24 protein-coding genes and 1 pseudogene are annotated in these 25,575 nt (G+C 66.7%); 7 read left to right on the top strand and 18 right to left on the bottom strand.

Annotated elements, in window-relative coordinates; all coding sequences use genetic code 11:
* Window positions 1–34: 34 nt before the first annotated feature.
* Window positions 35–460, bottom strand: a pseudogene (locus ACODS2_RS00895) (DUF2155 domain-containing protein); the annotation flags it as partial.
* Window positions 460–873 (bottom strand): NADH:ubiquinone oxidoreductase subunit NDUFA12, encoded by a 414-nt coding sequence (locus tag ACODS2_RS00890; RefSeq protein ID WP_488997180.1) that lies wholly within the window; start codon window positions 871–873, stop codon window positions 460–462. The gene ACODS2_RS00890 and the pseudogene ACODS2_RS00895, both read right to left, overlap by 1 nt.
* 101 nt (window positions 874–974) lie before the next feature.
* Between ACODS2_RS00890 and ACODS2_RS00885 the strand changes: the two genes are divergently transcribed.
* Window positions 975–2,024 carry a medium chain dehydrogenase/reductase family protein gene (locus tag ACODS2_RS00885; RefSeq protein ID WP_488997179.1) on the top strand — a complete coding sequence of 350 codons (1,050 nt, stop codon included), beginning with the start codon at window positions 975–977 and terminating at the stop codon, window positions 2,022–2,024.
* 58 nt (window positions 2,025–2,082) lie between these two features.
* Here ACODS2_RS00885 and ACODS2_RS00880 read toward each other — a convergent pair whose 3' ends face one another.
* Both ACODS2_RS00880 and ACODS2_RS00875 read right to left on the bottom strand, forming a co-directional pair.
* Window positions 2,083–2,619 carry a DUF192 domain-containing protein gene (locus tag ACODS2_RS00880; RefSeq protein WP_488997178.1) on the bottom strand — a complete coding sequence of 179 codons (537 nt, stop codon included), beginning with the start codon at window positions 2,617–2,619 and terminating at the stop codon, window positions 2,083–2,085.
* The gene (locus ACODS2_RS00875; protein ID WP_488997177.1) at window positions 2,606–3,169 is read right to left on the bottom strand and encodes a regulatory protein RecX; all 564 of its coding nucleotides are present in this window, start codon (window positions 3,167–3,169) and stop codon (window positions 2,606–2,608) included. The genes ACODS2_RS00880 and ACODS2_RS00875 overlap by 14 nt, the downstream gene beginning before the upstream one ends.
* A 134-nt stretch (window positions 3,170–3,303) precedes the next feature.
* On the opposite strand from ACODS2_RS00875, the gene ACODS2_RS00870 reads away from it, so the two are divergent.
* The gene (locus ACODS2_RS00870) at window positions 3,304–5,061 is read left to right on the top strand and encodes a fatty acyl-AMP ligase (RefSeq protein WP_488997176.1); all 1,758 of its coding nucleotides are present in this window, start codon (window positions 3,304–3,306) and stop codon (window positions 5,059–5,061) included.
* A 68-nt stretch (window positions 5,062–5,129) separates the two neighbouring features.
* Window positions 5,130–5,423, top strand: a complete 294-nt coding sequence (locus tag ACODS2_RS00865; RefSeq protein WP_488997175.1) for a hypothetical protein — start codon at window positions 5,130–5,132, stop codon at window positions 5,421–5,423.
* A 12-nt stretch (window positions 5,424–5,435) separates the two neighbouring features.
* Here the strand turns inward: ACODS2_RS00865 and ACODS2_RS00860 are convergent, their stop codons facing one another.
* The 3 genes from ACODS2_RS00860 to ACODS2_RS00850 are packed head-to-tail and all read right to left on the bottom strand — an operon-like array spanning window position 5,436 to window position 7,724.
* Window positions 5,436–5,741 (bottom strand): hypothetical protein, encoded by a 306-nt coding sequence (locus ACODS2_RS00860; RefSeq protein WP_488997174.1) that lies wholly within the window; start codon window positions 5,739–5,741, stop codon window positions 5,436–5,438.
* Window positions 5,741–6,511 (bottom strand): hypothetical protein, encoded by a 771-nt coding sequence (locus tag ACODS2_RS00855; RefSeq protein WP_488997173.1) that lies wholly within the window; start codon window positions 6,509–6,511, stop codon window positions 5,741–5,743. Before ACODS2_RS00855 ends, ACODS2_RS00860 begins: the two co-directional genes overlap by 1 nt.
* A gap of 7 nt (window positions 6,512–6,518) precedes the next feature.
* Window positions 6,519–7,724: a toxic anion resistance protein gene (locus tag ACODS2_RS00850; RefSeq protein WP_421836230.1), complete on the bottom strand. Its 1,206-nt coding sequence runs from the start codon at window positions 7,722–7,724 to the stop codon at window positions 6,519–6,521.
* Between the two features lie 160 nt (window positions 7,725–7,884).
* On the opposite strand from ACODS2_RS00850, the gene ACODS2_RS00845 reads away from it, so the two are divergent.
* The gene (locus ACODS2_RS00845; protein ID WP_488997172.1) at window positions 7,885–8,616 is read left to right on the top strand and encodes an SDR family NAD(P)-dependent oxidoreductase; all 732 of its coding nucleotides are present in this window, start codon (window positions 7,885–7,887) and stop codon (window positions 8,614–8,616) included.
* 6 nt (window positions 8,617–8,622) lie between these two features.
* Here the strand turns inward: ACODS2_RS00845 and recQ are convergent, their stop codons facing one another.
* The 7 genes from recQ to ACODS2_RS00810 form a co-directional block, all read right to left on the bottom strand.
* The gene (recQ, locus tag ACODS2_RS00840) at window positions 8,623–10,428 is read right to left on the bottom strand and encodes a DNA helicase RecQ (RefSeq protein WP_488997171.1); all 1,806 of its coding nucleotides are present in this window, start codon (window positions 10,426–10,428) and stop codon (window positions 8,623–8,625) included.
* A gap of 69 nt (window positions 10,429–10,497) precedes the next feature.
* Entirely contained in the window at window positions 10,498–11,679 is a 1,182-nt protein-coding gene (locus ACODS2_RS00835) for a serine hydrolase domain-containing protein (RefSeq protein WP_488997170.1), read from the bottom strand.
* On the bottom strand, window positions 11,676–12,878 hold the full coding sequence (locus ACODS2_RS00830) for a cation:proton antiporter (protein ID WP_488997169.1): 1,203 nt from the start codon (window positions 12,876–12,878) through the stop codon (window positions 11,676–11,678). The genes ACODS2_RS00835 and ACODS2_RS00830 overlap by 4 nt, the downstream gene beginning before the upstream one ends.
* A gap of 159 nt (window positions 12,879–13,037) precedes the next feature.
* Complete coding sequence (gene metH / locus ACODS2_RS00825) at window positions 13,038–15,668, bottom strand: methionine synthase (RefSeq protein WP_488997168.1); 2,631 nt, start codon at window positions 15,666–15,668, stop codon at window positions 13,038–13,040.
* A 115-nt stretch (window positions 15,669–15,783) separates the two neighbouring features.
* Window positions 15,784–16,842, bottom strand: a complete 1,059-nt coding sequence (locus tag ACODS2_RS00820) for a homocysteine S-methyltransferase family protein (RefSeq protein WP_298168747.1) — start codon at window positions 16,840–16,842, stop codon at window positions 15,784–15,786.
* On the bottom strand, window positions 16,839–17,780 hold the full coding sequence (gene metF, locus ACODS2_RS00815) for a methylenetetrahydrofolate reductase [NAD(P)H] (protein WP_488997167.1): 942 nt from the start codon (window positions 17,778–17,780) through the stop codon (window positions 16,839–16,841). Before metF ends, ACODS2_RS00820 begins: the two co-directional genes overlap by 4 nt.
* Window positions 17,777–18,796 carry an ArsR/SmtB family transcription factor gene (locus ACODS2_RS00810; protein WP_488997166.1) on the bottom strand — a complete coding sequence of 340 codons (1,020 nt, stop codon included), beginning with the start codon at window positions 18,794–18,796 and terminating at the stop codon, window positions 17,777–17,779. Before ACODS2_RS00810 ends, metF begins: the two co-directional genes overlap by 4 nt.
* A 181-nt stretch (window positions 18,797–18,977) precedes the next feature.
* Between ACODS2_RS00810 and ACODS2_RS00805 the strand changes: the two genes are divergently transcribed.
* On the top strand, window positions 18,978–19,289 hold the full coding sequence (locus ACODS2_RS00805; RefSeq protein ID WP_298168757.1) for a hypothetical protein: 312 nt from the start codon (window positions 18,978–18,980) through the stop codon (window positions 19,287–19,289).
* 14 nt (window positions 19,290–19,303) lie between these two features.
* Window positions 19,304–19,543: a hypothetical protein gene (locus ACODS2_RS00800; RefSeq protein ID WP_488997165.1), complete on the top strand. Its 240-nt coding sequence runs from the start codon at window positions 19,304–19,306 to the stop codon at window positions 19,541–19,543.
* Between the two features lie 168 nt (window positions 19,544–19,711).
* Here ACODS2_RS00800 and arfB read toward each other — a convergent pair whose 3' ends face one another.
* The 4 genes from arfB to pabB are packed head-to-tail and all read right to left on the bottom strand — an operon-like array spanning window position 19,712 to window position 23,823.
* Window positions 19,712–20,125, bottom strand: a complete 414-nt coding sequence (gene arfB / locus ACODS2_RS00795; protein ID WP_298168856.1) for an alternative ribosome rescue aminoacyl-tRNA hydrolase ArfB — start codon at window positions 20,123–20,125, stop codon at window positions 19,712–19,714.
* Window positions 20,107–20,820, bottom strand: a complete 714-nt coding sequence (locus ACODS2_RS00790) for an RluA family pseudouridine synthase (RefSeq protein WP_488997164.1) — start codon at window positions 20,818–20,820, stop codon at window positions 20,107–20,109. The genes arfB and ACODS2_RS00790 overlap by 19 nt, the downstream gene beginning before the upstream one ends.
* Before the next feature lie 10 nt (window positions 20,821–20,830).
* Window positions 20,831–22,021, bottom strand: coding sequence for a pyridoxal phosphate-dependent aminotransferase (locus ACODS2_RS00785; RefSeq protein ID WP_488997163.1), 1,191 nt, complete (start codon window positions 22,019–22,021; stop codon window positions 20,831–20,833).
* Window positions 22,018–23,823: an aminodeoxychorismate synthase component I gene (pabB, locus tag ACODS2_RS00780; protein ID WP_488997162.1), complete on the bottom strand. Its 1,806-nt coding sequence runs from the start codon at window positions 23,821–23,823 to the stop codon at window positions 22,018–22,020. The genes ACODS2_RS00785 and pabB overlap by 4 nt, the downstream gene beginning before the upstream one ends.
* A 124-nt stretch (window positions 23,824–23,947) precedes the next feature.
* On the opposite strand from pabB, the gene ACODS2_RS00775 reads away from it, so the two are divergent.
* A complete protein-coding gene (locus ACODS2_RS00775; RefSeq protein WP_488997161.1) occupies window positions 23,948–25,522 on the top strand; it encodes a helicase HerA-like domain-containing protein in 1,575 nt (524 codons plus the stop codon).
* Window positions 25,523–25,575: the final 53 nt, after the last annotated feature.

The raw sequence follows: 25,575 nt of genomic DNA, 5'->3' as shown, positions 1-25,575 counted from the left end.
CCGGGTGCTCGACCACGTTGAGCGCGGGCGCATTCCTGAACAGCCAGCCCGAGAAGACCTTGTGCCAGGCGAGCTTGTCCTTCGTGGTGGCCCGCTCCTCGACGAAGAGCTGGACGAAAGCGCCGGTTTCGGGCGGATCCTCCCACGGCGCTGTGCGCTCGCAGGTGGCAAGCTTGATGATCGCATTGCCGATACGCCGCGATTCGCCGGTCTTCAGCGTGATGATCTGGGTGATGTTGTTGCGCTTGTTGAGGAAGCCGAGCGTTGCCACGCGGTCCTTGACCGGGGTGCCGAACTCGCTTTCGACGACGCCTGACGCATCGGCCGCGGGGCCTGCCCCTTGCGTCGCCTCGCTAGGTGGCGGGGCCTCGGCGTTCTTGTTGCCGCTGCATGCCGCCAATCCGGATAGAACCACCGCCAGCAGAGCAGGCGTCAGCCGCAGCGGTGCGAAGCGGCGCATCAGCCCTCGGGCGACCAGGCTTCGTAGTCGCCCGTGGCGCGCGCGCGCTTGCCGCCGCGCTCAAGCGCACCCTGCGGGCGGTAGGCGGCAGATGTGCCGGTGGCGTTGGGGGTAAACTCGACCTCCCAGATCCGTGGCGGCGGGAGGTTGCTTTCGGGCGTGCCGTCAAAATTGCCGTGCAGCCAGCCGTGCCATTCGGCGGGCACCCGGCTCGCGTCGTTTGCGCCGTTGTAGATCACCCAGCGGCGTTCGGTCCCGGCGAAGGGGTGGCCCTTGGGATAGGGCTTGCGCGCGCGATAGTAGGTGTTGCCCTGCACGTCGGTGCCGACTTTCACGCCATTGCGCGCGCTGTCGAGCATGGTGCCGAAGGTGGCGCCGTCCCACCAGGTGAAGATCTTGCCGAGGATGCTCATGGGATGCGCGCTTAGCGTCTGACAGGGGGGCCATGCAAGCGCATCATCGCATAAGGGATTGCATTGCTGCCCTGTGTTCATAGTCTGCAAGGCAAAGCCCCTTGCAACAGGATGGTCGCGTGGCGTGGGAGCATATCGAGATTGCCCGGTTCGGCGGGCCAGACGTCCTTGAACTTGTGCGCGAGGACGCGCTGCCTGTGCCCGGCCCGGGCGAAGTGCGCATCAAGGTGCTGGCGGCGGGAACCGGCTTTACCGACGCGTTCATCCGCATGGGCCGCTATCCGGATTTCAAGGGACCGCTGCCCTTCACGCCGGGCTATGATCTGGTCGGTACGGTCGATGCGCTGGGCGAAGGCGTCACCCGCCCGGCGCTGGGTGAGATGGTGGCCGATCTCACCGTGGTTGGCGGTTACACGCAATATGCCGTGCGGCCGGCGGCCTCGTTGGTGCCGGTGCCGGAGGGTATCGATCCGGCAGAAGCGGTCTGCCTCCCGCTGGCCTACATGACCGCATACCAGATGCTGGCGCGCGCCGCAGCGATCCAGTCGGGCGCGACAATCCTCGTCGTCGGCGCGTCGGGGTCGGTGGGCACGGCGCTGCTGGATCTGGCCCGGGCGATGCAGCTGCGCGCGATCGGCACCTGCTCCGCCGCAAACTTGGGCGTGGTTGAAAGCTACGGCGCGCAGGCGATCGATTACCGCGCCGAGGACTTTGCCGAGGCCGTGAAGCGGGCGACAGGCGGGCGGGGGGTCGATGCAGCGTTCGATGCGATTGGCGGCGCGCATTTCAAGCGCTCGTTCAGCACGCTGGCGAAGGGCGGCGTGCTGGTCGGATATGGTTCGCAGACGATGGCGACAGGCGGGGAAAGCCTGATTGCCGCCGGGCTCGGCCTCGCCCGCCTCAAGCTTTGGTCGCTGCTCAGCCCGCTGCTCGGCGGCCGCCGCGCGGTGTGGTATTCGATTACTGAAAGGCGCAAAGCGCATTCCGGACAATTCGCCGACGATCTGACCAAGCTGCTGGGCTGTCTGAAGGAAGGCCGCATCCGTCCAAACGTGGCAGACCGGTTGCCGCTATCCGCCGCCGCCGATGTGCACCGTAGGATCGAAAACGGTGGGCTTGGCGGAAAGGTCGTGCTGCTGCCCTGGGGTTAGTGTCCAAACTCAATCATGGCGCGTTCGAGGCGCCCTGATTGAGTTTAGACCCAAGGACCTACCAGCTGACCGTATCGCCCGCCTTCAGCCCGATCTGCGCGGCCCGCCCGCCGTTGAGCTCCAGCACGCCCGCCGCAGCGCCAACCGACGGAAGCGGCGAGAGATCATAGGGTACTGCGTTGGCCGCGATGTTGAGCACCTTGTGGTCCGCGCCGATGAAGATGATGTCGAGCGGGATCACCGTGTTCTTCATCCAGAACGCGCTGGGCCGGGGCGGGTTCATCGGGAAGATCATCCCCTCGTCCGCGCCCATCACGGTGCGGAACATCAGGCCGCGTTCCTGCTCGCCCGGCGTGGCGGCCACTTCAACCTTGAACACGTGCGCGCCGCTGGCGGTCGTCACGGTCAGCGGCACGACGGTGAGGCCGGAGACAGGGTGGACCGAAAGCTGTGCGGCTGGCGCATTGGTGGCCGTCCCCTGAGCACTCGTCGATCCCGCGCCGAGCGGCGAGCAGCCGACTGCCGCAATCAGCAGCGCAAGGCTGGCGGCCCTATTCCAGAGCGTCTTCGGCCAGATCGCCTTATTCATGTTCATCGGCCCATTCTTCGAGGTCACTGAGGTCCCGCGCATCCATCACCCGGCGTACATGGTCAAGCCCGTGCCCGGCGCGAAGGTAGGCCGCGAGGTGCTTGCGGCGCATGGCAGGATCAAGGCAGGGTTCACCTGAATAAGGCCAGAACCGCTTGCGCCGGGCAAAGGCGAGCACTGCTTGGCGGCGCTCGGTCTCGTTGCCGCGCGCGGCGGCGCGCAAGGGCTCGGCAATGCCGTCGTGGTTCAGCGTATCGTCGATCCGCCGTGCGCCATAGCCGCGGCGGCGCAGGCTCTCGCCCTTCGCGGCCGAGAAAGCAGCATCGTCGACATAGCGGCGCTCCGCCATCCGCGTTACGAGAGCGGCAATGTCGGCCGGGCTCTCTTCCGCCCAGCCGCGCTCGCGCAGTTTGCGGCGCAGATAGTCCGCAAGCCGCCCCGAACTTGTCGCGAAACGCGCCACATAGGTCAGCGCGAGCGCATCGAGGGCAGCCTGATCGAGCGGCGGAGGCGGGGTTTTCTGCCGTCTCCCCCCGGCTCGGCCCGACGCGTGCACGGAACTAGTAAACGCCATGCCACATTCGTGCCACAGTCCCGCGTAAATGGGAACGTCCCGCAATCGTCTGCGGGGACAGAACAGCCCGGTTGGGCCCCTATCGCATTCAACCCAGAACCATAACGGGGTAACGCATGACTGTCCTGGACGCCGCCGCCAAGGCCGCGCTGGTTCCGACGCCCAACGACGATGGGCGTCCGCGTCGGTTCGCCGATTTCACCACTTTCTGCGAGGCGCTGGACTTCGCCGCCGAGGGGCCTTGCGGCCTCAATTTCCACGATGCGCGTGGAACGCTGGTGCGCGTCTATCCCTATGCCGAGCTGCGCGCCGATGCGCTCGTCGCCGCGCGCCGTCTCATCGCGATGGGCGTGCAGCCGGGCGACCGAATTGCCCTGATCGCCGAGACCGGTGCAGACTTCGCCTCGCTGTTCTGCGGCGCGATGTATGCAGGTGCCTGGCCGGTGCCGCTGCCGCTGCCTACCAGCTTCGGCGGCAAGGAAAACTATATCGACCAGCTTGCGGTGCAGATCGCCAGCTCCGATCCCGCGATGCTGCTCTACCCCGACGAGATCGCAGCAATCTGCGCCGCTGCGGCAGAGCGCTGCGGCTGCAAGGGCCTGACCTGGCAGGAATTCGCCGCCGCGGCAGAGCCGGCTGATACCGAACTGCCGACGCCCGATCCGGACGCGATTTCCTACCTCCAGTATTCGAGCGGCTCGACCCGCTTCCCCCACGGCGTTGCCGTTACCCACCGCGCGCTGCTGGCGAACCTTGCGGGCCATTCGCACGGCATGGAATTCCAGCCCGGCGACCGCGCGATCAGCTGGCTGCCTTGGTATCACGACATGGGTCTCGTCGGCTGCTTCCTTTCGCTGATCGCCAACCAGGTTTCCGCCGATTACCTCAAGACCGAGGATTTCGCGCGCCGTCCGCTGGCGTGGCTCGATCTGATCAGCCGCAACAAGGGCACCTCGATGTCCTATTCGCCGACCTTCGGCTATGACATCTGCGCGCGCCGCATCTCCAGCCAGAGCAACGTGGCCGAACGCTTCGACCTTTCGCGCTGGCGGATTGCAGGCAACGGCGCGGACATGATCCGGCCCGATGTGATGCAGAGCTTCGTCAACGCTTTTGCCGACGCCGGCTTCAAGGCAAGCGCCTTCCTGCCGAGCTATGGCCTTGCCGAAGCGACGCTGGCCGTCACGGTGATGCCGCCGGGCGAAGGCATCCGGGTGGAACTGGTGGAGGAAGAGCGCCTTTCGGGCACCCCTCGGGATCTCTCCCGGCCCGCCCGCTACCGCGCCATCGTCAACTGCGGCGTTCCCGTGCGCGGCATGGAAGTCGAAGTGCGCGGCGAGCACGGCGAGGCCCTTGCCCACCACCACATCGGCAAGGTGTGGTGCCGGGGCTCTTCGGTCATGCACTCCTATTTCCGCGATCCCGAAGCGACCGAAGCCTGCATGGTGGGCGGCTGGCTCGATACCGGCGACATGGGTTACCTCAACGAAGAAGGCTACCTGTTCATCGTCGGCCGGGCGAAGGACATGATCATCATCAACGGCAAGAACCACTGGCCGCAGGATATCGAATGGGCGGTCGAGCAATTGCCCGGCTTCCATCAGGGCGATATCGCCGCCTTCTCGGTCGAGACCGAAAACGGGGAGGAAACCCCGGCGGTGCTCGTCCACTGCCGCGTGTCCGATCCGGAAGAGCGCGTGAAGCTGCGCGACGCGATCCGCGAGAAGGTGCGTTCGATCACTGGCATGAACTGCGTGATCGAACTCGTGCCGCCGCGCACGCTGCCGCGCACCAGCTCGGGCAAGCTGAGCCGCGCCAAGGCGAAGAAGCTGTACCTCACCGGTGAGATCGAGCCGTACAGCCTGGCGGCGTGAGCGCGCCCGCCTCGCCCGCAGCGGACCGTCTGATCTTCATCTACAACGCCAATGGCGGGCTGGTGTAGATGGCGCTGGATTCGCTGCACAAGACGCTCTCGCCATCGACGTACCCGTGCAGCCTCTGTGCGGTGACCTACGGTTCGCTGCGGATGGACCCGAAGTGGCGGAAGTGGCTCGCGGGGCTGCCGATGCCGGCGGTGTTCCAGCACAAGGATGACACGCCGCACAAGGGCATCCCGCTTCCGGCAGTCCTGCGCGAACGCGGCGGCAAGGTTGAAGTCCTGATCGACGCGCCGACGCTCGACGGCCTCGGCACGCTCGATGCCCTGATTGCGGAGATGGAAGCGCGCCTCGCCTGAAACGTGCGCCGGTCAACCGACCAGCTTCTCGCCCTTTTCGCGCACCGCGCTTTCGATCATCCGCCGCGCGAAACCGGCGCCTGCGGGAATCTCGACCTCGAAATCCAGCGAGGCATCGGCAATCGCGGCGCTGCACGGGATGGTGTAGCCCATCGCGCTGACAACCACGTCCAGCGTGTCTTCATCGACCCAGCTGGTTTCGACCGTGGCAAGGCCGCCGAGCATGCCCTTGGCCTTGGCCTCCGCGTCACCCAGCCGGGCGGCCATGCGGCGGCGCAGTTCATCCTTGCCGAGGGTGTGGGGGATCGAGACGCGCATCAGACGTCAGCCTTGGGCGCAGCAAGCTGCGGGGCCGCCTGATCGAGCTCGCCGCCGTACTTGTAATCGAGGAAGCGCCCGCGCACCGCGAGGGCATCGAGATCGCCGGCCGCCAGCTGGCGCGTGACCGCATCGATCTCCTGGCTGATCTTGCCGAGCCCATCGGTGAGCTGCTGATCGGCGTTGCGCCCGTCGCGCTGTTCGCGGCGCAGGCCCGCCGGGATGCGGCGATAGCTTTCGACCATGCCAGGAAGATGCTCGCCCACCAGCTTGCGCACTTCGGTGACGGCGGGTTCAGCCGGATCGACACCTTCGAGCTGCAGGCCGAGGCCATCGAGCTGCACGCCGATCTGGTCGATCAGGTTCACCGCAGGCGCAGGCAGCGCCGGGCGCTGGGCTTCGAGCCAGAGTTCGGTACGCGCGACCATGGTGCGGACGTCGCCCCGGTTCAGCGCCGTGAGATCCGGCACCTTGAGCTTGGGAAACGTGCCGAGCACCGCCAGCGCGGCGACGATGGCCAGGAAGGTCACCACGATCCCGGTGAAACCAATGCCGTTGATCACCAGCCCCGTCACAAACGCGCCGAGCAGGATCGCCATGACCGCAAACGCCATGCGCGCGGCCTTGCGCGCCAGGTGAAGCCGCTTCAGCTCCGCCGAACGCCGCCCGATCGAACGACCACCGACCCGGCGCCCGCCGGCCTGCTGGCGCTGCAGGCTGGCGCGCGCTTCGGCAAGGATCCGGCTGCTCTCGCTCGCGCTTTCCGCCATGTGAAGGTCAGCCCTCCAGGCTCAGCAGCGGTGAGGTGGCGTCTCCTGCGAGCTTCGCTTGCGCCTGCCCCTCGGCGCGCGCGATATAGCCCTTGGACTTCTCGACCTCGCCCGAAAGCGTATCGACCGTCTGCTTCATCGCATCGAGCGCCTTGAGCTTGAACGTGTCGATGGTGTCCATCGTCTCGTAGATATTCTGGAACGCGCGTTGCAGTGTCTCCAGCGGGATCGTGCTGGAGGCGGCCATCTCATGGATCTTGCCGGTCTGCTCGCGCAGCAGCTTGCCGGTGGAATCGATGATGTTCGCGGTCGTCGTGTTGAGCGCGGTGATCTGCGAAAGGACCAGCCGCTGGTTGGTCATCGCCTGCGCAACGGTGACGGCGGTGCGCAGCGCGGCGACCGTGGTCGTGCCCGCGCGGTCCACGCCCTTCACCAGTTCGACATTGTTCTTCTTCACCAGATCGAGCGCAAGATAGCCCTGCACCGTGACCGCCATCTGGGTCAGCAGGTCCTGCGTGCGCTGGCGAGTGTAGAACAGCGCGCTTTCGCGGATCGCCTTGGCCTTGGCTGGATCGGTGTGATCAAGATCGGCAGCAGCATCTTCCAGCTTCTGATCGAGCACCTTCGAGATGTGGATCATCTGCTCGAGATTGCCCATCGCTTCCCACAGCTTGCCGCGCTCCACGTCGATCGCGGCGTTGTCCATCAGCAGCTCGTCCTTGCCCGAAGCGAGCCGGTCGAGGATCGCCTTGATGTGGCCTTGCGAGGACTGGTAGCTGTCGAAATAGGTCTTCAGCTTGTTGCCGAAGGGGATGATGCCGAGGATCTTGCGCGGGCCGGAAAGCTTGCCCTGGCGGCCGGGATCAAGCTCCTCCACCGTGCGGCGCAGCGCGGCGAGATCGGCGCCGACGCCGCCATCCTTGTCCATCGCGCGCACTGGGCGATCCAGAAACCGGTTCGACATGCCCGCCGCCTGCGCGATTTCCTTGCGGCCCATGTTGGAGAGCTGATCGACGCGCTTGCCGAATTCAGGGCTCGCCGCATCCTGCGCGACGAGATCGGCGACGAACGCCTCCGCGCGCGCTTCGAGCTTGGACCTGGTGTCGTCGCTCACCGGCACGAGGCCTGCCGCCTGCGTCGGCGCGACCACCGGCACGGGATCGGGCGGAGTCAGCGTGATGGGGGAAACGGTATCGGTCGAGTTGCTGGCCATGGCGTCGTGTCTCACTCCCGCCCCCGGGATAGTCGGCGGGCGCTTGTGCTGGCAATGTGGCGTGCCGATCGCCGGTTCGCAAGCTGTATTGGCAAGATAATACAGCCACTGCCCTTCGGACCTGCTCGACAGCGGGGCGCCGAGCGCCCAATTCCGAGGCATGAACGGTCATTCCCCTGTCCTGCGCTGCGCAGTGTTCGGCGCTTCCGGCGGCATTGGCGGTGCGCTCGCCGCGGCATTGGCTTCGCGCGCCGATGTTGCCCAAGTCCACGCCGGAGCGCGGCGCGGCGATGCACCAGGTGGGGGCAAGCTGCGGCCATTCGCGTTCGACTTGCAGGACGAGGCAAGCATTGCCGCCGCCTGCACTGGCATCGGCGGGCCGCTCGACATGGTGCTCGTCGCCACTGGCCGGCTCACCCGTGCGGACGGGACGGGGCCGGAGAAATCGTACCGCGCACTGAGCGCCGAGGGCATGGCGGAACTCTTTGCGGTGAACACCATCGGCCCGGCACTGATCGCGAAGTACGCGCTACCGCTGCTGCGGCGCGACGGACGCACGGTGTTTGCCGCGCTTTCGGCGCGCGTCGGTTCGATTGCGGATAACCGACTAGGCGGCTGGCATGCCTACCGCGCCAGCAAGGCGGCGCTGAACATGCTGGTCAAGAACCTCGCGCTGGAACTGGCGCGAACCCACCCGCAGGCCGTTGCGGTGACGCTGCATCCGGGCACCGTGGACAGCGCACTGTCGGCACCGTTTCAGCGCGGCGTGGCGGCGGAGAAGCTGTTTACGCCAGCGTTTTCGGCAGGGGCGTTGTTGGGGGTGCTGGAAGGGCTGACGCCGGAGGATAGCGGCGGACTGTTTGCGTGGGACGGGGCCGAGATTCCGTTCTGAGCGACCTCAAAACCCCCGGATCACCTCAAGGAACCGGTCGCCGTAGGCTTCCAGCTTGCGTGCGCCAACACCGCCAATGGCGCCGAGGTCTTGCTGGGTGGTGGGCCGCCGCGCCGCCATGTCGCGCAGGACGGAATCGTGGAAGATCACGTAAGGCGGGACGCCGGCTTCTTGCGCAAGCTCGCGGCGCAGGGCGCGCAAGGCTTCGAACAGGGGCTCGCCCACCGGGTTGGGCACGGCCTCCCCGCCCCGGCGGCGGCGGCTGGTGCGATCAGTCTTGGGTGCGACGACGAGATCGAGCCGCCCCTCGCCCTTGAGCAGCGCGCGGGCATCGCCGCCGAGCATGAAGCCGCCGTGCTCATTGGTGACGAGCGTGCCGCGGGCCTGCAGCGCGCGCGCGACAGAGCGCAGGAGCGGCGCCTCATCGCCGGGGACAATGCCGAAGACCGAAAGCTGATCGTGGCCGCGATCGGTAACGCGTTCGTCGGCTGCGCCGGTGAGCACCTTCTCGAGGTAGCCAAGGCCGAACATCTGCCCCGTGCGATAGACCGCGGAGAGCAACTTGCGCGCCAGCTGCGTCGCGTCTGTCACCCCCGGCGCGTGAAGGCAATTGTCGCAGTTGCCGCAGCGTTCGGGCGGGTTCTCCCCGAAATGGCGCAGGAGAACGGCGCGGCGGCACGTGTGGGTTTCGACAAGACCGGCGAGCGCATCGAGGCGCACCCGTTCGCTGGCGCGGCGGTGCTCCTCGACTTCGCCGATGCGCATGCGGGCGCGGGCGAAATCGTCTGCGCCCCAGAGCATCAAGGCGACGGCATCATCCCCGTCGCGCCCGGCGCGGCCGGTTTCCTGATAATAGCCCTCAATCGATTTGGGCAGGCCCGCATGGGCAACGAAGCGGACATCCGGCTTGTCGATCCCCATGCCGAAAGCGACCGTGGCGACCATGACCATGTCTTCGCTGGCGACGAACGCGGCCTGATTGGCGGCGCGCACCTCGGCAGGCAGGCCTGCGTGATAGGGCAGCACGCGGCGACCGCCTGCCGAGAGTTGTTCTGCCAGTTTCTCCACGCCATTGCGCGTGGGCGCATAGACGATCCCCGGCCCTGGCTGTTCGGCGAGCAGGGCCTTCAATTGGCGCAGCGCGTTGTCACGCGGGATGATGTGATAGCGAATATTGGGCCGGTCGAACCCGGCAATGATCAGGCCTGCATCGGGGATGCCAAGCTGGGCGAGGATATCGGCGCGGGTGTGGCGGTCTGCCGTGGCGGTGAGCGCGAGGCGCGGGACATCGGCGAAACTATCGAGCAGTGGGCGCAGCAGGCGATAATCCGGCCGGAAATCGTGGCCCCATTCGGAGACGCAATGCGCCTCGTCGATAGCGAACAGCGCGATGGGGGCGCGGGTCAGCAGTTCGCGGAAGTGGGGCTGGCTGGCGCGTTCGGGCGCGACGTAGAGCAGGTCGAGCTGGCCTGAGCGGAAGCGCTCGATGGTCTGCTCGCGGTCCATATCGACGCTGGTGAGTGCAGCGGCGGCGAGGCCATTGGCATTGGCCGAGCGCAGCTGATCGTGCATCAGCGCGATGAGCGGGGAGATAACCACGCAGGTGCCCGGCAGCATCGCGGCGGGGAGCTGGTATGTGAGCGACTTGCCCGCGCCGGTTGGCATCACCGCGAGGGTGGATTGCCCCGCCAGCACCCGGCTGACCACCTGGTCCTGCACGCCGCGGAAGCTCGAAAAGCCGAAAATGCGGGCAAGGGCGGCCAGTGACGCAGATTGCGCGTCGTCCAGGGCTTCGGGGCTGATCGTCGACACGAAACTGCCATGGCAGATCGCATGGACTAAGGAAAAGCCCTATTGGCTCCGCGGCGGATTATCCCCGGTTTATCGGCTGCGCGCCCGCGCGATCACGGCTTCTTCGGCGGCGGTGAAGGCGCTTGCACCCTTGGCGGCATCATCGGGCACCGCCGTGGTGAAGAAGGCGATGCCGCGGCCGGTTTTCGGATCGAGCCAGAGGCCGGAGCGCAGGGCATAAGCCTCGCCGGGATGGCCGAGCCGGGGGACGCCATCGCCGAATGGGTCGTCGTGGCAGCCTTCCATGCGGTTCGCAATCGGCTGGAGGCCGAGGCCATAGGCGCAGAAAAAGCCATCGGGCTCGCCATTTTCGCCAACACCATTGTGCCCGTTGAGGCGCCACTCAGGGGTGGTGAGCGCGGCGTAGCTGGCGGGCGAAAGGAAGCCGCGCCCGCCGCGCGCGAGCATCTGGCCGATGCGGGCGAGATCGCGCATCGCAATGCGCAGACCGCCCTGCGGCGAGAACAACGCGCCATTCCAGCCGGGGGTGTAGGCGCCAAGATCGCAGGGCTTGCCCTCGATCACCACGACCGGGCAGGCGGGCAATGCGCCCTTGAGATCATCCCGCGCGACGCTGCCATCGGCGCGGTAGAGCACCACCGCGCGGGCGGCTGCGGCGGCATCGCAGCCAGACCAGTTGTAGCAGGCGGAAAGCCGCAACGGCTTCAGGACAAGGCGCTGCATCAGGCGATCGAAGCGTTCGCCCGTGGCAGCTTCCATGACCGAGGCGACCACCGGGAAATTGAGGTTGGTATAGTGGAACCAATCATCCCCGGGGCCATGCGCGGCATCCCAGGCGCGGGGATCGGCCAGGCGCTGGCGCAGCGTTTCGCCGAGCGGGATGATGTAGTCCGCGCCGTCGGTCAGGCCCGAGCGGTGCGAGAGAAGCAGGCGCAGGGTGATCGGGCGATCCGGGAACTGCGGGTGGCGCAGGGGCCAGCCGAGCCAGACCGAGACATCGGAATCGAGATTGAGCTTACCCTCGTCCACCAGCCGCAGCACGCCGAGCGTGGTGACGAGCTTGGAAATCGAGGCCACGCGGACCGGATCATCGGCAGTGGCCTTGCGGCCGCTGGCGCGATCCGCCAGCCCTTCGGCGAGGACCGGGCGGATCGTGTGGCGATCGAAGGTAACGGCGACAGTTGCGGGCGGCTCTGCCCGCACAGCTGCCGGGAGCAAGATCGCTGCGAGGAGGGCGAGAGCCGCCCTCACCCCTGCCCCGCCCCGAGCCCCAGCCCCAACCGAGCAAGGCGCGGGCGGACGTTGGGCACGGTCAGCATCGTGCTGGCGACGGCCATCAGCAGCATGGCGGTGAAGGTTTCCGCGGTGATGATCTGCTTGTCGAGCAGCACGTTCACGAAGATGATCATGATCAGCGCCTTGGTCTGGAGCATCCAGCCGATCACCGCTGCCTCGCCCTTGGTCCAGCCGAGAATGCGGCCGGCAAGATGCACGCCGGCAAGCTTGCCGATCACGGCTGCGGCAAGGAACAGCGCCGCCGCGCCGAATACGGCCGTGCCGCCAACGCCCCAGTTGGTGCGCAGGCCGGTCGAGAGGAAGAACACCGGCATGACCGCAAGCAGCAGGAATTCGCGAAAAGCGTCGAGCCGCTCGCGGCTGTACCACTTGGCATCGAGCACAGCGCCCGCAAGGAACGCACCGACCATGAAGTGCAGGCCCGACCAGTCTGCCGCGAAGCCGCAGGCGGAGAGCCAGATAAGGCTGACGTACCAGCGGTCGTTCTCGCCAATCCGCGCAACGAGCTGGCGCACGGCCCAGGCCGCGACCGCGAAGATGACGAGGAACAGCCCCTGCCGCCCGACCCGCTCCCAATCGAGCAGGATCAGCGCGAGGACGCCCCAGATCAGCACGTCGTCAAGGCTGGCATAGCGCAACAGGCGTTGACCGAAGGGCGTGCGGAAGATGGCGAGCTTTTCCATCAGCAGCACGAGGATGGGAAGCGCCGTGACCGCGCAGGCCATGCCGATGCCGAGCACGGCCTGGCCGTAGTTTCCCTTGGGCCCGATCCAGCCCGGTTCCTGCAGCAGAAGCGCGGCCGCCCCCGCGCCGAGCAGGAGCGGGAAAATCAGCGCGCAGCCTGCGGTGATCGCCGTCTCGCGCCAGTTGCCGAGCGCATCGCCGAGATCGAGTTCGAGCCCTGCGGCGAACACGAACATCATCACTGCCCACCACGCCACGCCGTTCAGCGCGCCGATGACCTGCGGGTTGAACACGAAGCTGTAGTATCCGGGAAACGCGGCGCCGAGCACGCCGGGTCCGAGGATGATGCCGCCGACGATCTGCACCACCACCAGCGGGGCATAGTGGTCCGTCCGCAGCAGGCGCCAGACCGCATAGGGAACGGCAAGGATGATCGTCAGTGCGATCAGGAAGATTTCGGAGGTGCTCATCGTCGCCATAGCGTGAGACTTTTATTGCCTCTGCCGGGCAAGGGCTATTGCCTTTGCATCCCGGGTGATTGGAGGTCGTGGATAAAGTCAGACATTAGTGTCGAATCGCTCCGGTTTCCCGCCTTCGCAAGAAGGGCGAAGCGTGTGGGCGCGGCGCGATCAATCCAGATTGGGCCGCAGCCAGCGTTCCGTTGTTGCAAGATCGAAGCCGCGGCGGACAGCGTAGTCCTCCACCTGATCGCGGCCGATGCGGGCAACGCCGAAGTACTGGCTTTCGGGGTGCGCGAAGTAGAAGCCGGAGACAGCGGCGGTCGGCAGCATTGCCTGCGATTCCGTGAGCACGATGCCGGCATTGTCCTGCGCCCTCAGCAGATCGAACAGGATCGGCTTGAGGCTGTGATCGGGGCAAGCCGGATAGCCGGGTGCGGGGCGAATGCCGCGGTATTGCTCACGGACCAGCGCCTCGTTGGTGAGCTGCTCGCCCGGCGCATAGGCCCAGAGCGTGGTGCGCACATACTGGTGCAGGCGTTCCGCGTAAGCTTCGGCGAAGCGGTCCGCGAGGGCCTTCAGGAGGATGTCGTTGTAATCGTCGTGCGCGGCCTGGAAGCGTGCGAGATGCGGCTCGATGCCGTGGATGCCGACTGCGAAGCCGCCAAGCCAATCACCCTGCGGATCGATGAAATCGGCAAGGCACATGTTCTTGCGGTCGCGGCTCTTGCGGATCTGCTGGCGCAGGAAGGGAAGCCGCACGTGGCGCTCTTCCTCCGGGAGGTAGAGCACGACATCGTCTTCCTCGCGGTGGCAGGGCCAGAAGCCCGCGACGCCCTTTGCGGTGAACCACTTTTCCGCGATCACCTGATCGAGCATCTTGCGCGCGTCGGCAAAGAGCGAGCGGGCGCTTTCGCCAACAATCTCGTCATCGAGGATCGCGGGGTAGTTGCCGGCGAGCTCCCAGGCGCGGAAGAACGGGGTCCAGTCGATGCATTCGGCAAGGTCCGCGAGATCCCATTCGGGGAAGACATGGATGCCGGGCTGTTCGGGCGGCGGCGCCTTTTCCGAAAGATCGGGCGCATAGGCATTGGCGCGGGCATCGGCGAGGCTGAGGAGGACCGAAGCCTCCTTGCCGGCGCGCAGATCGCGCACGTGTTGGTATTCGTGCGCCGTCGCCTCGACAAAGCCATCGCGCTGGGTGTCAGACAAAAGCTGGCTGGCGACACCGACCGCGCGGCTGGCATCAAGCACGTGGACGACAGGGCCCTTGTAGGCCGGATCGATGCGCAGCGCCGTGTGGACCTTGCTGGTGGTCGCACCGCCGATGAGGAGCGGGATGGTGAAGCCCGCGCGCTGCATTTCCTCCGCCACGGTCACCATCTCGTCGAGCGAGGGGGTGATCAGGCCGGAAAGGCCGATCATGTCGACATCTTCGGCCTTGGCGACTTCGAGGATCTTCGACCACGGCACCATGACGCCCAGGTCGATCACTTCGTAGCCGTTGCACTGGAGCACGACGCCGACGATGTTCTTGCCGATATCGTGGACGTCGCCCTTCACGGTGGCCATGATCATCCGGCCCTTGGGTCGCGCGCCAGGGAGCTTTTCCGCCTCGATGAACGGGATGAGGTGTGCGACCGCCTTCTTCATCACGCGCGCGGACTTGACCACTTGCGGCAGGAACATCTTGCCCGATCCGAACAGATCGCCAACCGTGTTCATGCCCTGCATCAGCGGGCCTTCGATCACTTCGATGGGCCTGCCGCCGCGCGCAAAGATTTCGGCGCGGGCTTCCTCGGTATCCTCGACCACGTACATGTCGATGCCCTTCACGAGGGCATGCTCCAGGCGGCGGACGACGTCCCAGCCGCGCCATTCCTCGGCGGCCTTTTCGGCGACGGCATCCTTGCCCTTGTAGCTTTCGGCAAGGTTGATCAGCCGCTCGGTGGCGTCCGGGTGGCGCATGAGGAGCACGTCCTCGCAGGCCTCGCGCAAGGTCGGGTCGATCTGGTCGTAGATATCGAGCTGGCCGGCGTTGACGATGGCCATGTCCATTCCCGCCGGAATCGCGTGATAGAGGAACACCGAATGCATCGCGCGGCGGACAGTCTCGTTGCCGCGGAAGCTGAACGAGAGGTTGGAAAGGCCGCCCGAGATATGGACGTGCGGGCAGCGGGCACGGATCTCGCGCGCGGCCTCGATGAAATCGAGCGCGTAGCGGTCATGCTCCTCGATGCCGGTGGCGACGGCGAACACGTTGGGATCGAAGATGATGTCCTCGGCCGGGAAGCCAATGCCGAGGAGGAGGTCATAGGCGCGCGCGCAGATCTCGACCTTGCGCGCCTTGGTATCGGCCTGGCCCTTCTCGTCGAAAGCCATGACGACGACAGCGGCGCCATAATCCATGCACTTGCGCGCCGAGGTGAGGAAGGCTTCCTCGCCCTCCTTCATCGAGATCGAATTGACGATGGGCTTGCCCGAAACGCACTTGAGCCCGGCCTCGATCACCTCCCACTTCGAGCTGTCGATCATCACCGGCACGCGGGCGATATCAGGCTCGGCGGCGATCAGCTTGAGGAACGTGGTCATGGCGTGGACCGCATCGAGCAGGCCCTCGTCCATGTTGACGTCGATGATCTGCGCGCCGTTCTCGACCTGCTGGCGCGCGACTTCGACTGCCCGGGTGTAGTCGCCCGCGAGGATCAGCTTCTTGAACGCGGCGGAGCCGGTGACGTTGGTGCGTTCGCCGACGTTGACGAAGGATGAGCCGGTGGGGCGAGTTGCGGTATCGGTTGTCATTTCGGGTTCCAGTCCCCCTCCCGCAGGCGGGAGGGGCTAGGGGAGGGTATGTTCGATTCGGGGAGCGGCAACAGGCCCTCCCCCGGCCCCTCCCGCAAGCGGAAGGGGAGATTGGTCAGGCCATCACGAACGGTTCGAGCCCGGCCAGGGCTGTGGCGGTCTGGTGTCCAGGCAGCACGCGCGGCGGCAGGCCCTGCACCGAGCGGGCGATGGCCGCGATGTGTTCCGGTGTGGAGCCGCAGCAGCCGCCCAGCACGTTGACTTGCCCGTGCTCGGCCCATTCGTGGACGAGGCCGGCAGTGGTGGCGGGCATCTCGTCGTATTGGCCGAGTTCGTTGGGAAGGCCCGCGTTCGGGTAGACCATGATCAGCGTATCCGCGATCTGCGAGAGCGCGCGGACGTGGGGGCGCAGTTGCGACGCGCCGAACGAGCAATTGAGACCGATGGTGACAGGGCGCGCATGGCGCACCGCGTACCAGAAGGCTTCGACCGTGTGGCCCGAGAGGTTGCGGCCTGAAAGATCGGTCAGCGTCATCGAAAGCATGATCGGCACTTCGCGGCCGAGCTGCTGTTCGAGCAGGCGCACCGCCATGATCGCGGCCTTGGCGTTGAGCGTGTCGAACACCGTCTCGACGAGGATGAAATCAGCGCCGCCTTCGACGAGAGCCTCGGCCTGTTCGCGGTAGACTTCGACGAGGAAATCCCAGTCGATCTCGCGGAAGCCCGGATCGTTGACGTCGGGGGAAAGCGAGAGGGTCTTGTTGGTCGGGCCGATGGCACCGGCGACGAAGCGCGGACGGCCATCATCGGCCTGGAATTCATCCGCCACGCGGCGGGCGAGCTTGGCGCTTTCGAGATTGATTTCGCGCACCAGATGCTCGGCGCCATAGTCGGCCTGGCTGATGCGGTTGGCAGAGAAGGTGTTGGTTTCGGCAATATCCGCACCCGCCGCGAAATAGGCGCGGTGGATCGATTCGGGCACATGTGGCGCGGAAAGCGCGAGGATATCGTTGTTGCCCTTCTGATCACGCGAAAGGCCGAGCGTGCCGGCGTAGTCGGCCTCGGTCAGCTTCCAGTTCTGGATTTCGGTACCGAAAGCACCGTCGGTGATGAGGATGCGCTTGCTGGCCTGTTCGAGCAGAGCCGTGCGAGCAGCGGATGGGGTAATCGTCATGCAGCTTGCTCCAGCGGGGCGCGTTCGGGGCGCAGGCCGAGCAAGTGGCAGATCGCGTAAGACAGCTCGGCGCGGTTCAGGGTGTAGAAGTGGAAATCGCGCACGCCGCCTGCGTAAAGACGGCGGCAGAACTCGGCGGAAATGGTCGCCGCGACGAGTTGGCGCGAGGCGGGATGATGATCGAGCCCTTCGAACAGGCCGTCCATCCATGCCGGGATTTGCGCGCCGCAGGCCGCTGCGAACTTGCGCGTCTGCGCGACGTTGGAGACAGGCAGGATGCCCGGCAGCACCGGCGCAGTGATCCCGGCGGCGGCGAGCCTGTCGCGGAAGCGGAAGAAGGTCTCTGGCTCGAAGAAGAACTGGCTGATCGCGCGGGTGGCCCCGGCATCGAGCTTGCGCTTCAGGTTGTCGACATCCGCTTCGACGCTGGGCGAATCCGGGTGGCTTTCGGGATAGGCCGCGACCGAGATTTCGAACGGCGCGATCTGCTTGAGGCCGGCGACGAGATCCGCCGCATTGGCATAGCCATCGGGGTGCGGCGTGAAGGGTACGCCCGGCGCGCCCATGTCCCCGCGCAGCGCGACGATGTGACGCACGCCCGCTTCCCAGTAGCTTTCCGCCACTTCGCGGATTTCGGCCTTGCTGGCATCAACGCAGGTGAGGTGTGCGGCAGCGGGGAGGCGCGCTTCCTTGATGATGCGCGCGACGGTGCCGTGGGTGCGGTCGCGCGTGGAGCCGCCCGCGCCATAGGTGACCGAGACGAAGCTGGGCCGCAGCGGGGCGAGCGTGGTCACCACTTCCCACAGCTGCTCCATCAAGGGATCGGTGCGCGGGGGGAAGAATTCGAAACTGACCCGGATATCGCCCGGCAGTCCCGCAAAGAGCGGGGTATCGAGCGCGGTGCGGGCTTCACGCAGTTGATCGAAGGTTGTGGTCATTGTGCTGCCAGTCTTGGAAACTCGGTGCCGGGAAACTTGCTGATGGCGGCGCGGCCCTCGCGGCGCACGCCGGTCCAGATCTTGACGATGAGTTCGTGCCCCGGAAGCGCGCGATCACCGGCGGGATCGAACCCGGCAGCGGTGAGCAGCGCGGCAACCTGCGCGTCGGAAAAGCCGAGGCGGGCATGGGCATGCGCGGTGCGCAGTTCCTCGCGCTCGTGCGAGGCGAAATCGACGATCACCACCCGCCCGCCCGGCGCGGTGACGCGCGCGGCCTCTGCCAGCACGGCCTGCGGGGCCAGCGCATAGTGGAGGACCTGGTGGAACAGCACCGTATCGAAGCCGGAATCGGGGAATGGCAGCTGCGCGAAATCACCCTGCACGAGGCTGACGTGCCCGGCCGGCAGATGCTGCAGCCGGGTGCGGGCAAGCCGCAGCATTTCGGGGCTCTTGTCGAGCGCGGTGACATGCTGGGCGCGCGCGGCAAACAGTTCGGCAATGCGGCCCGTGCCGGTGCCGACATCGAGCAGACGGCCGATCTGGCCGGAGAGCATTTCGCCCAGGGCCGCCTCGACCGGGCCATCGGCGATGTGGAGGCTGCGCAGTTCATCCCATTCGGCGGCGTGACGGGCGAAATAGTCCGCCGCGCTGGCTTCGCGCGCGGAGCGGATCACGCCGAGGTGCTGTCGGTCTTCGGCGCACTGGGCCCCGAAATCGGCATCGGCGGACTCGGCACTGATCAGCACGCGGGCAAGTGCGGTGCCGAGCGCATCGGGCGCGCCGCCCTCGCTGACCGCCGCGCGCAGAAACACCCAGCCGCCTTCGCGGCGGCGCTCGGCAAGGCCGGCATCGCAGAGGATCTTGATGTGGCGCGAAACGCGGGGTTGGCTTTGGCCGAGCACTTGCGCAAGTTCACCCACGGCCAGTTCCATGCTGGCCAGCAGCCGCATGATGCGAAGCCGGGTAGGATCGGCCAAGGCGCGGAGGGTTTCGAGCACGGACATCGTGATAGGCATATAAAGCCTTCTTTATATCATGCAAGCCATATAAGGAATTCCTTATATGGCATAACAGTCCAATAACAAGCCGGGTTGGTGGTTTGAGGTTTGCCATGGCAGGGAGGGCGCACTAGAACGCGCCGGCACAGCGGCGGTGTGCCGCGAGAACCGATCATATCGAACAGCCTGAGGGACTAACATGACCAAGACCACCCAGATCAAGCGCCTCGCCACCGTGCTGGCTTGCGCGGCCGCCTTTGCGCTGAGTGCCTGCGGCAAGACCGACGACGCTTCGGCCGGCGCGACTGCCGACAACGTCGAGATGCCCGCTGACGAGCTGCCTTCGGCCGAGCCTTCGGCTGCCGCCCCGGCCCCCGCCGCCGATGCCTCGCAGGCCGCGCTGAGCGCCGAGGACGCTGCCAAGAGCGCCGCCGACAGCGCGGTTTCGGCTGCAGAGGAAGCCAAGGCCGCAGCCGCTGCTGCCGCCGAAGAGCAGAAGCCGCAGCAGTGATCGGCGCGGGGAGCATGCGCGCGGCGCTGGCCGCCGCCACGCTGCTCCCCGCAGCGCTCTGCCTCGGCGGCTGTCAGAAAGACACCGATCCGGGGCCGGGCGGCGTAACCGTGGGTGAAGCCCGCGCGCTCGATGAAGCGGCGGAAATGCTGGAAAAGCGCCCTGCCCCGCCGCTGGTGGATGCGACCGTCCCGGCGGATCTGGCGACTGCTCCGGCCGCCGGGGCGACCGGCAGCGCCAGCGCGAAGCCTTAGGCCGTAAACTCATAAACCGCGCCATCGAGGTTTAGGGCATAATGGCTCAGTGCAAGGAGGGAAGGCGCAGGGATATCTCGATATCTCAAGCCTTTCCGACGCAGCAATGGGCGATTCTGGCTAAACCCCTTCGGGGCGACCAAATGGCGCGGTTCATGAGTTTACGGCCTAATCGAAACGCACTTTGCCGCGCCCGGCCTTGATGGCGCTGCGGTTCTTCTTGCCTGCCAGACGTTCGGTCTTGCCCACGCGGTTGAGCCGGGATTTCGCGCGGCGGGCGGGCAATGTCGCGGCCTCGCGCAGCAGATCGCCGAGGCGGCTGCGCGCGTCCTCGCGGTTCTGTTCCTGCGTGCGATAGCTGCGCGCCGTCATCACGATCTCGCCGCGCGCGGTCATCTTGCTGCCGGCGAGTTCCTTGAGGCGATGGAACACTTGCGGCTCAAGGCGCAGCGCGAAAACGTCGAGGCGGATCTGCACCGCCGTCGCCACCTTGTTGACGTTCTGCCCGCCGGGCCCGGCCGAGGCGATGAAGCTTTCCTCGATCAGGCCAAGGGCGCGTTCGATCAGGGCGTCGGTGGACATGACTCGGCCTCGGGTTCGGCCTCGGGCTGGGCCGCGACAAACCCCAGTGCGGCGAAATCGGCCGGGAGCGGCGCGGTGGCGGCAATCGGCGCCTTGCCTTCGCGCGGGACGGTGAGCGCGGCGGCATGGAGCATGGTGCGCCGCGCGCCCCTCGCTGCATCGGCCCCGCTGCCGTAGATCGGATCGCCGAGCAGTGCCGCACCGAGCCCTGCCAGCGCATGAATGCGGATCTGGTGAGTGCGCCCGGTTTCGGGGCGGAATTCGACGAGGGTCATACCCTCTTTACGATCAAGCACGCGCCAATGCGTGACGGCAGGCTTTCCGGCGCGCGCGGGAATCATCCGCCAGCCCTTCTCCGCGCTGCTGATCTTGGACAGGTTGAGCGCGATAGTTCCAGTGTCTTCCGCGACAGGACCGGCGACGACGCCGAGATAGACCTTCTCCACCTGCCGCGCCTCGAAAGCGGCGGCAAAGCGCTTGTGCGCCTTGGCGTTGCGCGCGAGGAGCAGGCAGCCCGAGGTATCCTGATCGAGCCGATGGACCGCGAGCGGCAAGCGCTGGAAGCCGAGGCGCAGGGCATCGAGATAGTTTTCGAGGCTGGTGCCCCCGGCGCGCGGGCGATCGATGGGCAGGCCGGCGGGCTTGTCGATGACGAGCGCCTCGGCGTCCTCGAACAGGATGGGAAGCGTGGTCATTGCGCCATTGTCATTTCAGGGCCTTGGCGATGCGGGAAAGGGCTTCGGCAAGGCGGGCATCGTCTGCCGCAAAGCTGATGCGGAAACCGTCGTGCCCGCCGAAGGCCGAGGCCGCGACGACCGCGACGCCGTGGTCCAGCAGGTGCAATGCCAGCGCCTCGTCATCCCCGAAGCGCGCCATCAGCGGGCCGGCATCGACAAGGCAGTAGAACGCGCCATCGGGCACGGGGGTGGAAAGCCCAGGCACGGCATTGAGCGCGGCGACCGACATATCGCGCCGCACGCGGAAGCGCTCGCGCCAATCGAGCAGGAAATCCTGCGGCCCGGTAAAGGCCGCAACGGCGGCGGCCTGGCTGATCGAGCAGGGGTTGCCCGAGGCATGCGACTGCAGCTTGGCCATCGCGCCGATCAGCCACCCTGGCCCGGCGGAGACACCGATGCGAAAGCCGGTCATCGCATGGCTTTTGGAGACGCCCGAGACTGTGAGTACCCGTTCGGCCAGATCGGGGCAGACGACCGCGAGCGTGGCGTGCGCGCCTGCGCCGTAGCGGAGCGGGGCGTAGATATCGTCGCTGAGGACCAGCACATCCGGGTGGCGGCGCAGGACTTCGCCGAGCGCGGCGAGGTCGTCCACGGAATAGACCGCGCCCGTGGGGTTGCCGGGGCTGTTGAGCAGCAGCCAGCGCGTGCGCGGGGTTATTGCGGCTTCGAGTTGTTCGGCACTGATGCGGTAGCCAGTCGCGGGCGTGGTCGGGATCGCGACCGGTTCGGCCCCGGCGAAGCGGACGATTTCGGGGTAGCTGACCCACCACGGCGCGGGGATCAGGACTTCGTCGCCCGGACCGACGGTGGCAGCCATCGCGAGGAAGATCGCCTGCTTGCCACCCGCGCTGACGATGACTTGCGCGGGCGGCACTTCGATGCCGAGATCGCGCGCGAAGTGGAGCGCCGCAGCCTCGCGCAGGGCGGCGGTGCCAGGGACGGCGGTGTAGCGCGTATCGCCTGCATCGAGCGCGGCCTTGGCGGCTGCGATCACGTGCGGCGGAGTGGGAAAATCGGGCTCCCCCACCGAAAGCGAGATGATATCGCGGCCTTCACCGCGCAGCGCGATGGCGCGATCGGTCATCACCGTGGTGCGCGAGGCGGCGATGCGCTGCAATGCCGGACTAAGGTGGGCGGCGCTGTAGTGCGGTTCGCTCATGCGCCGAGCAGCTTGGCAGGCATCAGGCCGCGCAGGCCATTGCCGATGAAAAAGCCCGCCTCGAGATCCTGCATCGTGACATCACCTTCGACCGCACGGCCGCTTTCGAGGAGGCTGCGGCGCAGTACGCCGGGGAGCAGGCCCAAGGCAGCGGGCGGGGTGACCAGACCATCGCCGCGCGGCACGAACAGGTTGGTGAAGCTGCCCTCGGTCAGCCGGCCATCATCGCGCAGCAGCAGTGCTTCGTGCGCACCGGCAGCCTTGGCCGCGCGCAAGGCGTCTTCGTAGAAGTGGCGGTCGCTCGTCTTGTGGCGGAGGCGCCAATCGCCCTCTGCCACGGGGAGCGGGAGCACCACGCAGATCGCGGGATCGGGCATGGCGGGCGGCATGGGGGAGGCATCGAGCGCGTGGGCACCGCTTTTAGAGACAAGCAACCGCACCCGCGACGGCGCATCGAGATCGAAGCACAAAACGTGGATCGCGTTGCGCAAGGCGTGGCGATCAAATTCGAAGCCGAGTTCGACTGCACTGGCTTTCATCCGTTCGAGGTGCAGTTCCAACAGCGCAATGCCCTGCGCGGGATCGAACGCCATGGTCTCGATCAGATCGGCGCTGCTGGCCTCCAGACGCAAGACATCCCCTTTCACCAGGCATTCGCGCCATTCTGCGAGGGCTGCGGAATCCGCAACGATTGCGGAACCGACCCCCATCGTGGCGCGCCCCCGGCCCGCCCCCGAGTAGTCCGGAAGCAGCCGCACCGTCCGGATTGCCACATTGAAGGCAGCGTCACCAGCCTGATGATCTGCCGGAACATCGATCCGCCCGATCGCGCCGCAATAGAGCCCTCGCGCGTCGCGCTCGATATCGTCGATCAGTTCCATTGCGCGGATCTTGGGCGCGCCGGTGATCGAGCCGCAGGGGAAAATCGCACGAACGAGATCGCGCGCGTCCGCGCCGGGCTGGAGCCGGGCGTGAACCGTGGTCACCATCTGGTGGACGGTGGGGTAGGTCTCGACTGCGAAGGGGGCCTCCACCCGCACGCTGCCAGGCTCTGCCACGCGGGCAAGATCGTTGCGCATGAGATCGACGATCATCAGGTTCTCGGCGAGATCCTTGACGCTGGCGGCGAGCGCGGCCTTGAAGGCGGCGTCTTCCTCCGGCGTGCGTCCGCGCGGGGCGGTGCCCTTCATCGGGCGGACTTCGGCGCGGCCCTCAGCCAGCGTGAAGAACAGCTCGGGCGAGACGGAGAGGTGCCAGTGCGCGCCATCCCAGAGGACCGCGCCATAGCCTGAGCGGGCATCACCGCGCAGCGCGCGGTAGATGGCGAGGGGATCACCCGCCCACGATCCGCCGAGTTCGAAGGTGTAGTTCGCCTGATAGATATCGCCAGCCGTGATTGCGGACTTGAGCCGGTCGAAGCCGAGGCCGTAGCCGCCCGGCGAAACCTGCGGATCGAGCGGGCCGAGCCGACCCGTCCCCCCCACCGCAGTATCGAGCCAGCTTTCCGCCTCCGCCTCGGTCATCTCGCGCATTTCGGCGAACCGCGCGAACCACACGAGCGGGCCTGCCGCACCGGTGCGGGCGGGAAGCCGGGGCGCCAGACGCGGTTCGAGCGCAAGTCCTGCTTCGTAAGCGATAATCCCTGCCCAATGGCCGGGCGCGGCGCCGATGCTGGCGAGCGCAGCTTCCACTTCTCCCGGCTGGCGCGCGATGATGATCTGCTCGGGCACGGTATAGAGCCGCGCAAGGCTTGCCCCTTCCACGCGGGCATCGTCGAGCAGAATGAAGGGGGCCTGTGTCATGCTTGCCAGCGGCCTTTAGCGGCGGACTGATCCGGATGCAAAAAGCGCTTTCCTACTCTGGCATTCCGGAGGACAAGAAATCCGGGACGAGGAAGAAACCGATAGAGGCGCGGAAATACTGCATATGGACGATATCTACATTGGCCTCGGTGCGGGCGGCGAACGTCAGGTGCTGCGACTGGACCGGGCAAACCGGCACGGACTTGTGGCGGGGGCCACTGGCACCGGCAAGACAGTCACCCTTCAGGGCATGGCCGAGCAGTTTTCCGCGCGCGGGGTGCCGGTGTTTCTGGCGGACGTGAAGGGCGATCTTGCCGGCATCGCGATGCCGGGCAACCCGACCTTCAAGCACGCCGACAAGATCGAGAGCCGTGCCAAGGAGCTTGGCATCGATCCCTTCACTTATGCCGATAATCCGGCGGTATTCTGGGACCTTTACGGCGAGGCGGGGCACCCGATCCGCACGACGATTTCCGAGATGGGCCCGCTGCTGCTGGCGCGGCTGCTGGGCCTCAACGAGACGCAGGAAGGCGTGCTCAACATCGCGTTCCGCTATGCCGACGACAACGGGCTGCTGCTGCTCGATCTGCCCGACCTGCAGGCAACCCTGATGGCCTGCGCCGAGAATGCGGGCGAACTGGCCGGCAAGTACGGCAACGTTTCCAAGGCGAGCGTCGGCACGATCCAGCGCCAGTTGCTGGCCTTCGAAAGCCAGGGCGCGGATCGATTTTTTGGCGAGCCCGCGTTCGAAATCAACGACTTCATCAAGACCGACGATCAGGGGCGCGGTTTCGTCAACGTGCTCAGCGCCGAGAAGCTGATGCAGAGCCCCAAGCTCTATGCCACGTTCCTGCTCTGGCTGCTGAGCGAGCTGTTCGAGGCGCTGCCCGAAGTGGGCGATCCGGAAAAGCCCAAGCTGGTGTTCTTCTTCGACGAGGCCCACCTCCTGTTCGACGATGCCCCGCAAGCGCTGTTCGACAAGGTGGAGCAGGTCGTGCGCCTGATCCGTTCGAAGGGCGTGGGCGTCTATTTCGTTTCGCAGAACCCGATCGACATTCCCGAGAAGATCGCCGGCCAGCTCGGCAACCGGGTGCAGCATGCGCTGCGCGCGTTCACCCCGCGCGACCAGAAGGCGATTCGCGCCGCGGCGGAGACCTTCCGCATCAACCCCGATCTCGATGTCGGAAAGGTGATCACCGAGCTGAAGGTGGGCGAAGCGCTGGTTTCCACGCTCGATGCCGATGGCGCGCCGGGGATCGTGCAACGCACGCTGGTGGCGCCGCCGCGCTCGCGGCTGGGGCCGCTGGAGCCCAAGGAGCGGGCTGTGATCCAGTCGGTCAGCCCGTTCGACGGCAAGTATGACGCTGCCGTAAACCGCGAATCCGCCGCCGAAGTGCTGGCGCAGAAGGCAGCCGATGCGGCGGCTGCCGCGCAGCAGGTCGAGGCCGAAGGTGTGGACGCACAGCGGGCTACCGCGCGCCAGACGCCTTCGATGTGGAGCAAGGCAGGCAAGGCTGCGGTCGGCGCGATTGCCGCGTCGGCCGGATCGGTGATCGCGGCGCAGATGACCGGCAAGAAATCCCGCGCATCGCCGATCGAATCCGGCGCCAGCGCGATTGTCGGCACGATTGCGACGCAGATCGGCGGTGCGGCCTTCGGGCGGTTTGCGCGCGGGCTGCTGGGCGGGCTGCTGCGCTGATATTGTGCCTGCCTGTCGTTCAACGACAGGGCCATGCGGTTCGTCGAATCCGG

The organism is Novosphingobium sp. FG137 (genome assembly GCF_057809735.1).
Note: the sequence above shows the minus strand (reverse complement) of the source record. Positions and strands in the feature narration are given on the sequence as shown.

What these genes read in the sequence shown, in the direction of transcription:
- ACODS2_RS00800 (WP_488997165.1), top strand. Translation starts at nt 19,304, where the DNA reads ATGCGCGCGGCGCTGGCCGCCGCCACGCTGCTCCCCGCAGCGCTCTGC.
- ACODS2_RS00850 (WP_421836230.1), bottom strand. Translation starts at nt 7,724, where the DNA reads ATGGCCAGCAACTCGACCGATACCGTTTCCCCCATCACGCTGACTCCG.
- arfB (WP_298168856.1), bottom strand. Translation starts at nt 20,125, where the DNA reads ATGTCCACCGACGCCCTGATCGAACGCGCCCTTGGCCTGATCGAGGAA.
- ACODS2_RS00810 (WP_488997166.1), bottom strand. Translation starts at nt 18,796, where the DNA reads ATGCCTATCACGATGTCCGTGCTCGAAACCCTCCGCGCCTTGGCCGAT.
- ACODS2_RS00860 (WP_488997174.1), bottom strand. Translation starts at nt 5,741, where the DNA reads ATGCGCGTCTCGATCCCCCACACCCTCGGCAAGGATGAACTGCGCCGC.
- ACODS2_RS00865 (WP_488997175.1), top strand. Translation starts at nt 5,130, where the DNA reads ATGGCGCTGGATTCGCTGCACAAGACGCTCTCGCCATCGACGTACCCG.
- ACODS2_RS00830 (WP_488997169.1), bottom strand. Translation starts at nt 12,878, where the DNA reads ATGAGCACCTCCGAAATCTTCCTGATCGCACTGACGATCATCCTTGCC.
- ACODS2_RS00790 (WP_488997164.1), bottom strand. Translation starts at nt 20,820, where the DNA reads ATGACCACGCTTCCCATCCTGTTCGAGGACGCCGAGGCGCTCGTCATC.
- ACODS2_RS00855 (WP_488997173.1), bottom strand. Translation starts at nt 6,511, where the DNA reads ATGGCGGAAAGCGCGAGCGAGAGCAGCCGGATCCTTGCCGAAGCGCGC.
- ACODS2_RS00880 (WP_488997178.1), bottom strand. Translation starts at nt 2,619, where the DNA reads ATGAACATGAATAAGGCGATCTGGCCGAAGACGCTCTGGAATAGGGCC.
- metF (WP_488997167.1), bottom strand. Translation starts at nt 17,780, where the DNA reads ATGACCACAACCTTCGATCAACTGCGTGAAGCCCGCACCGCGCTCGAT.
- ACODS2_RS00785 (WP_488997163.1), bottom strand. Translation starts at nt 22,021, where the DNA reads ATGAGCGAACCGCACTACAGCGCCGCCCACCTTAGTCCGGCATTGCAG.
- ACODS2_RS00890 (WP_488997180.1), bottom strand. Translation starts at nt 873, where the DNA reads ATGAGCATCCTCGGCAAGATCTTCACCTGGTGGGACGGCGCCACCTTC.
- ACODS2_RS00805 (WP_298168757.1), top strand. Translation starts at nt 18,978, where the DNA reads ATGACCAAGACCACCCAGATCAAGCGCCTCGCCACCGTGCTGGCTTGC.
- ACODS2_RS00845 (WP_488997172.1), top strand. Translation starts at nt 7,885, where the DNA reads ATGAACGGTCATTCCCCTGTCCTGCGCTGCGCAGTGTTCGGCGCTTCC.
- ACODS2_RS00870 (WP_488997176.1), top strand. Translation starts at nt 3,304, where the DNA reads ATGACTGTCCTGGACGCCGCCGCCAAGGCCGCGCTGGTTCCGACGCCC.
- pabB (WP_488997162.1), bottom strand. Translation starts at nt 23,823, where the DNA reads ATGACACAGGCCCCCTTCATTCTGCTCGACGATGCCCGCGTGGAAGGG.
- ACODS2_RS00775 (WP_488997161.1), top strand. Translation starts at nt 23,948, where the DNA reads ATGGACGATATCTACATTGGCCTCGGTGCGGGCGGCGAACGTCAGGTG.
- ACODS2_RS00820 (WP_298168747.1), bottom strand. Translation starts at nt 16,842, where the DNA reads ATGACGATTACCCCATCCGCTGCTCGCACGGCTCTGCTCGAACAGGCC.
- metH (WP_488997168.1), bottom strand. Translation starts at nt 15,668, where the DNA reads ATGACAACCGATACCGCAACTCGCCCCACCGGCTCATCCTTCGTCAAC.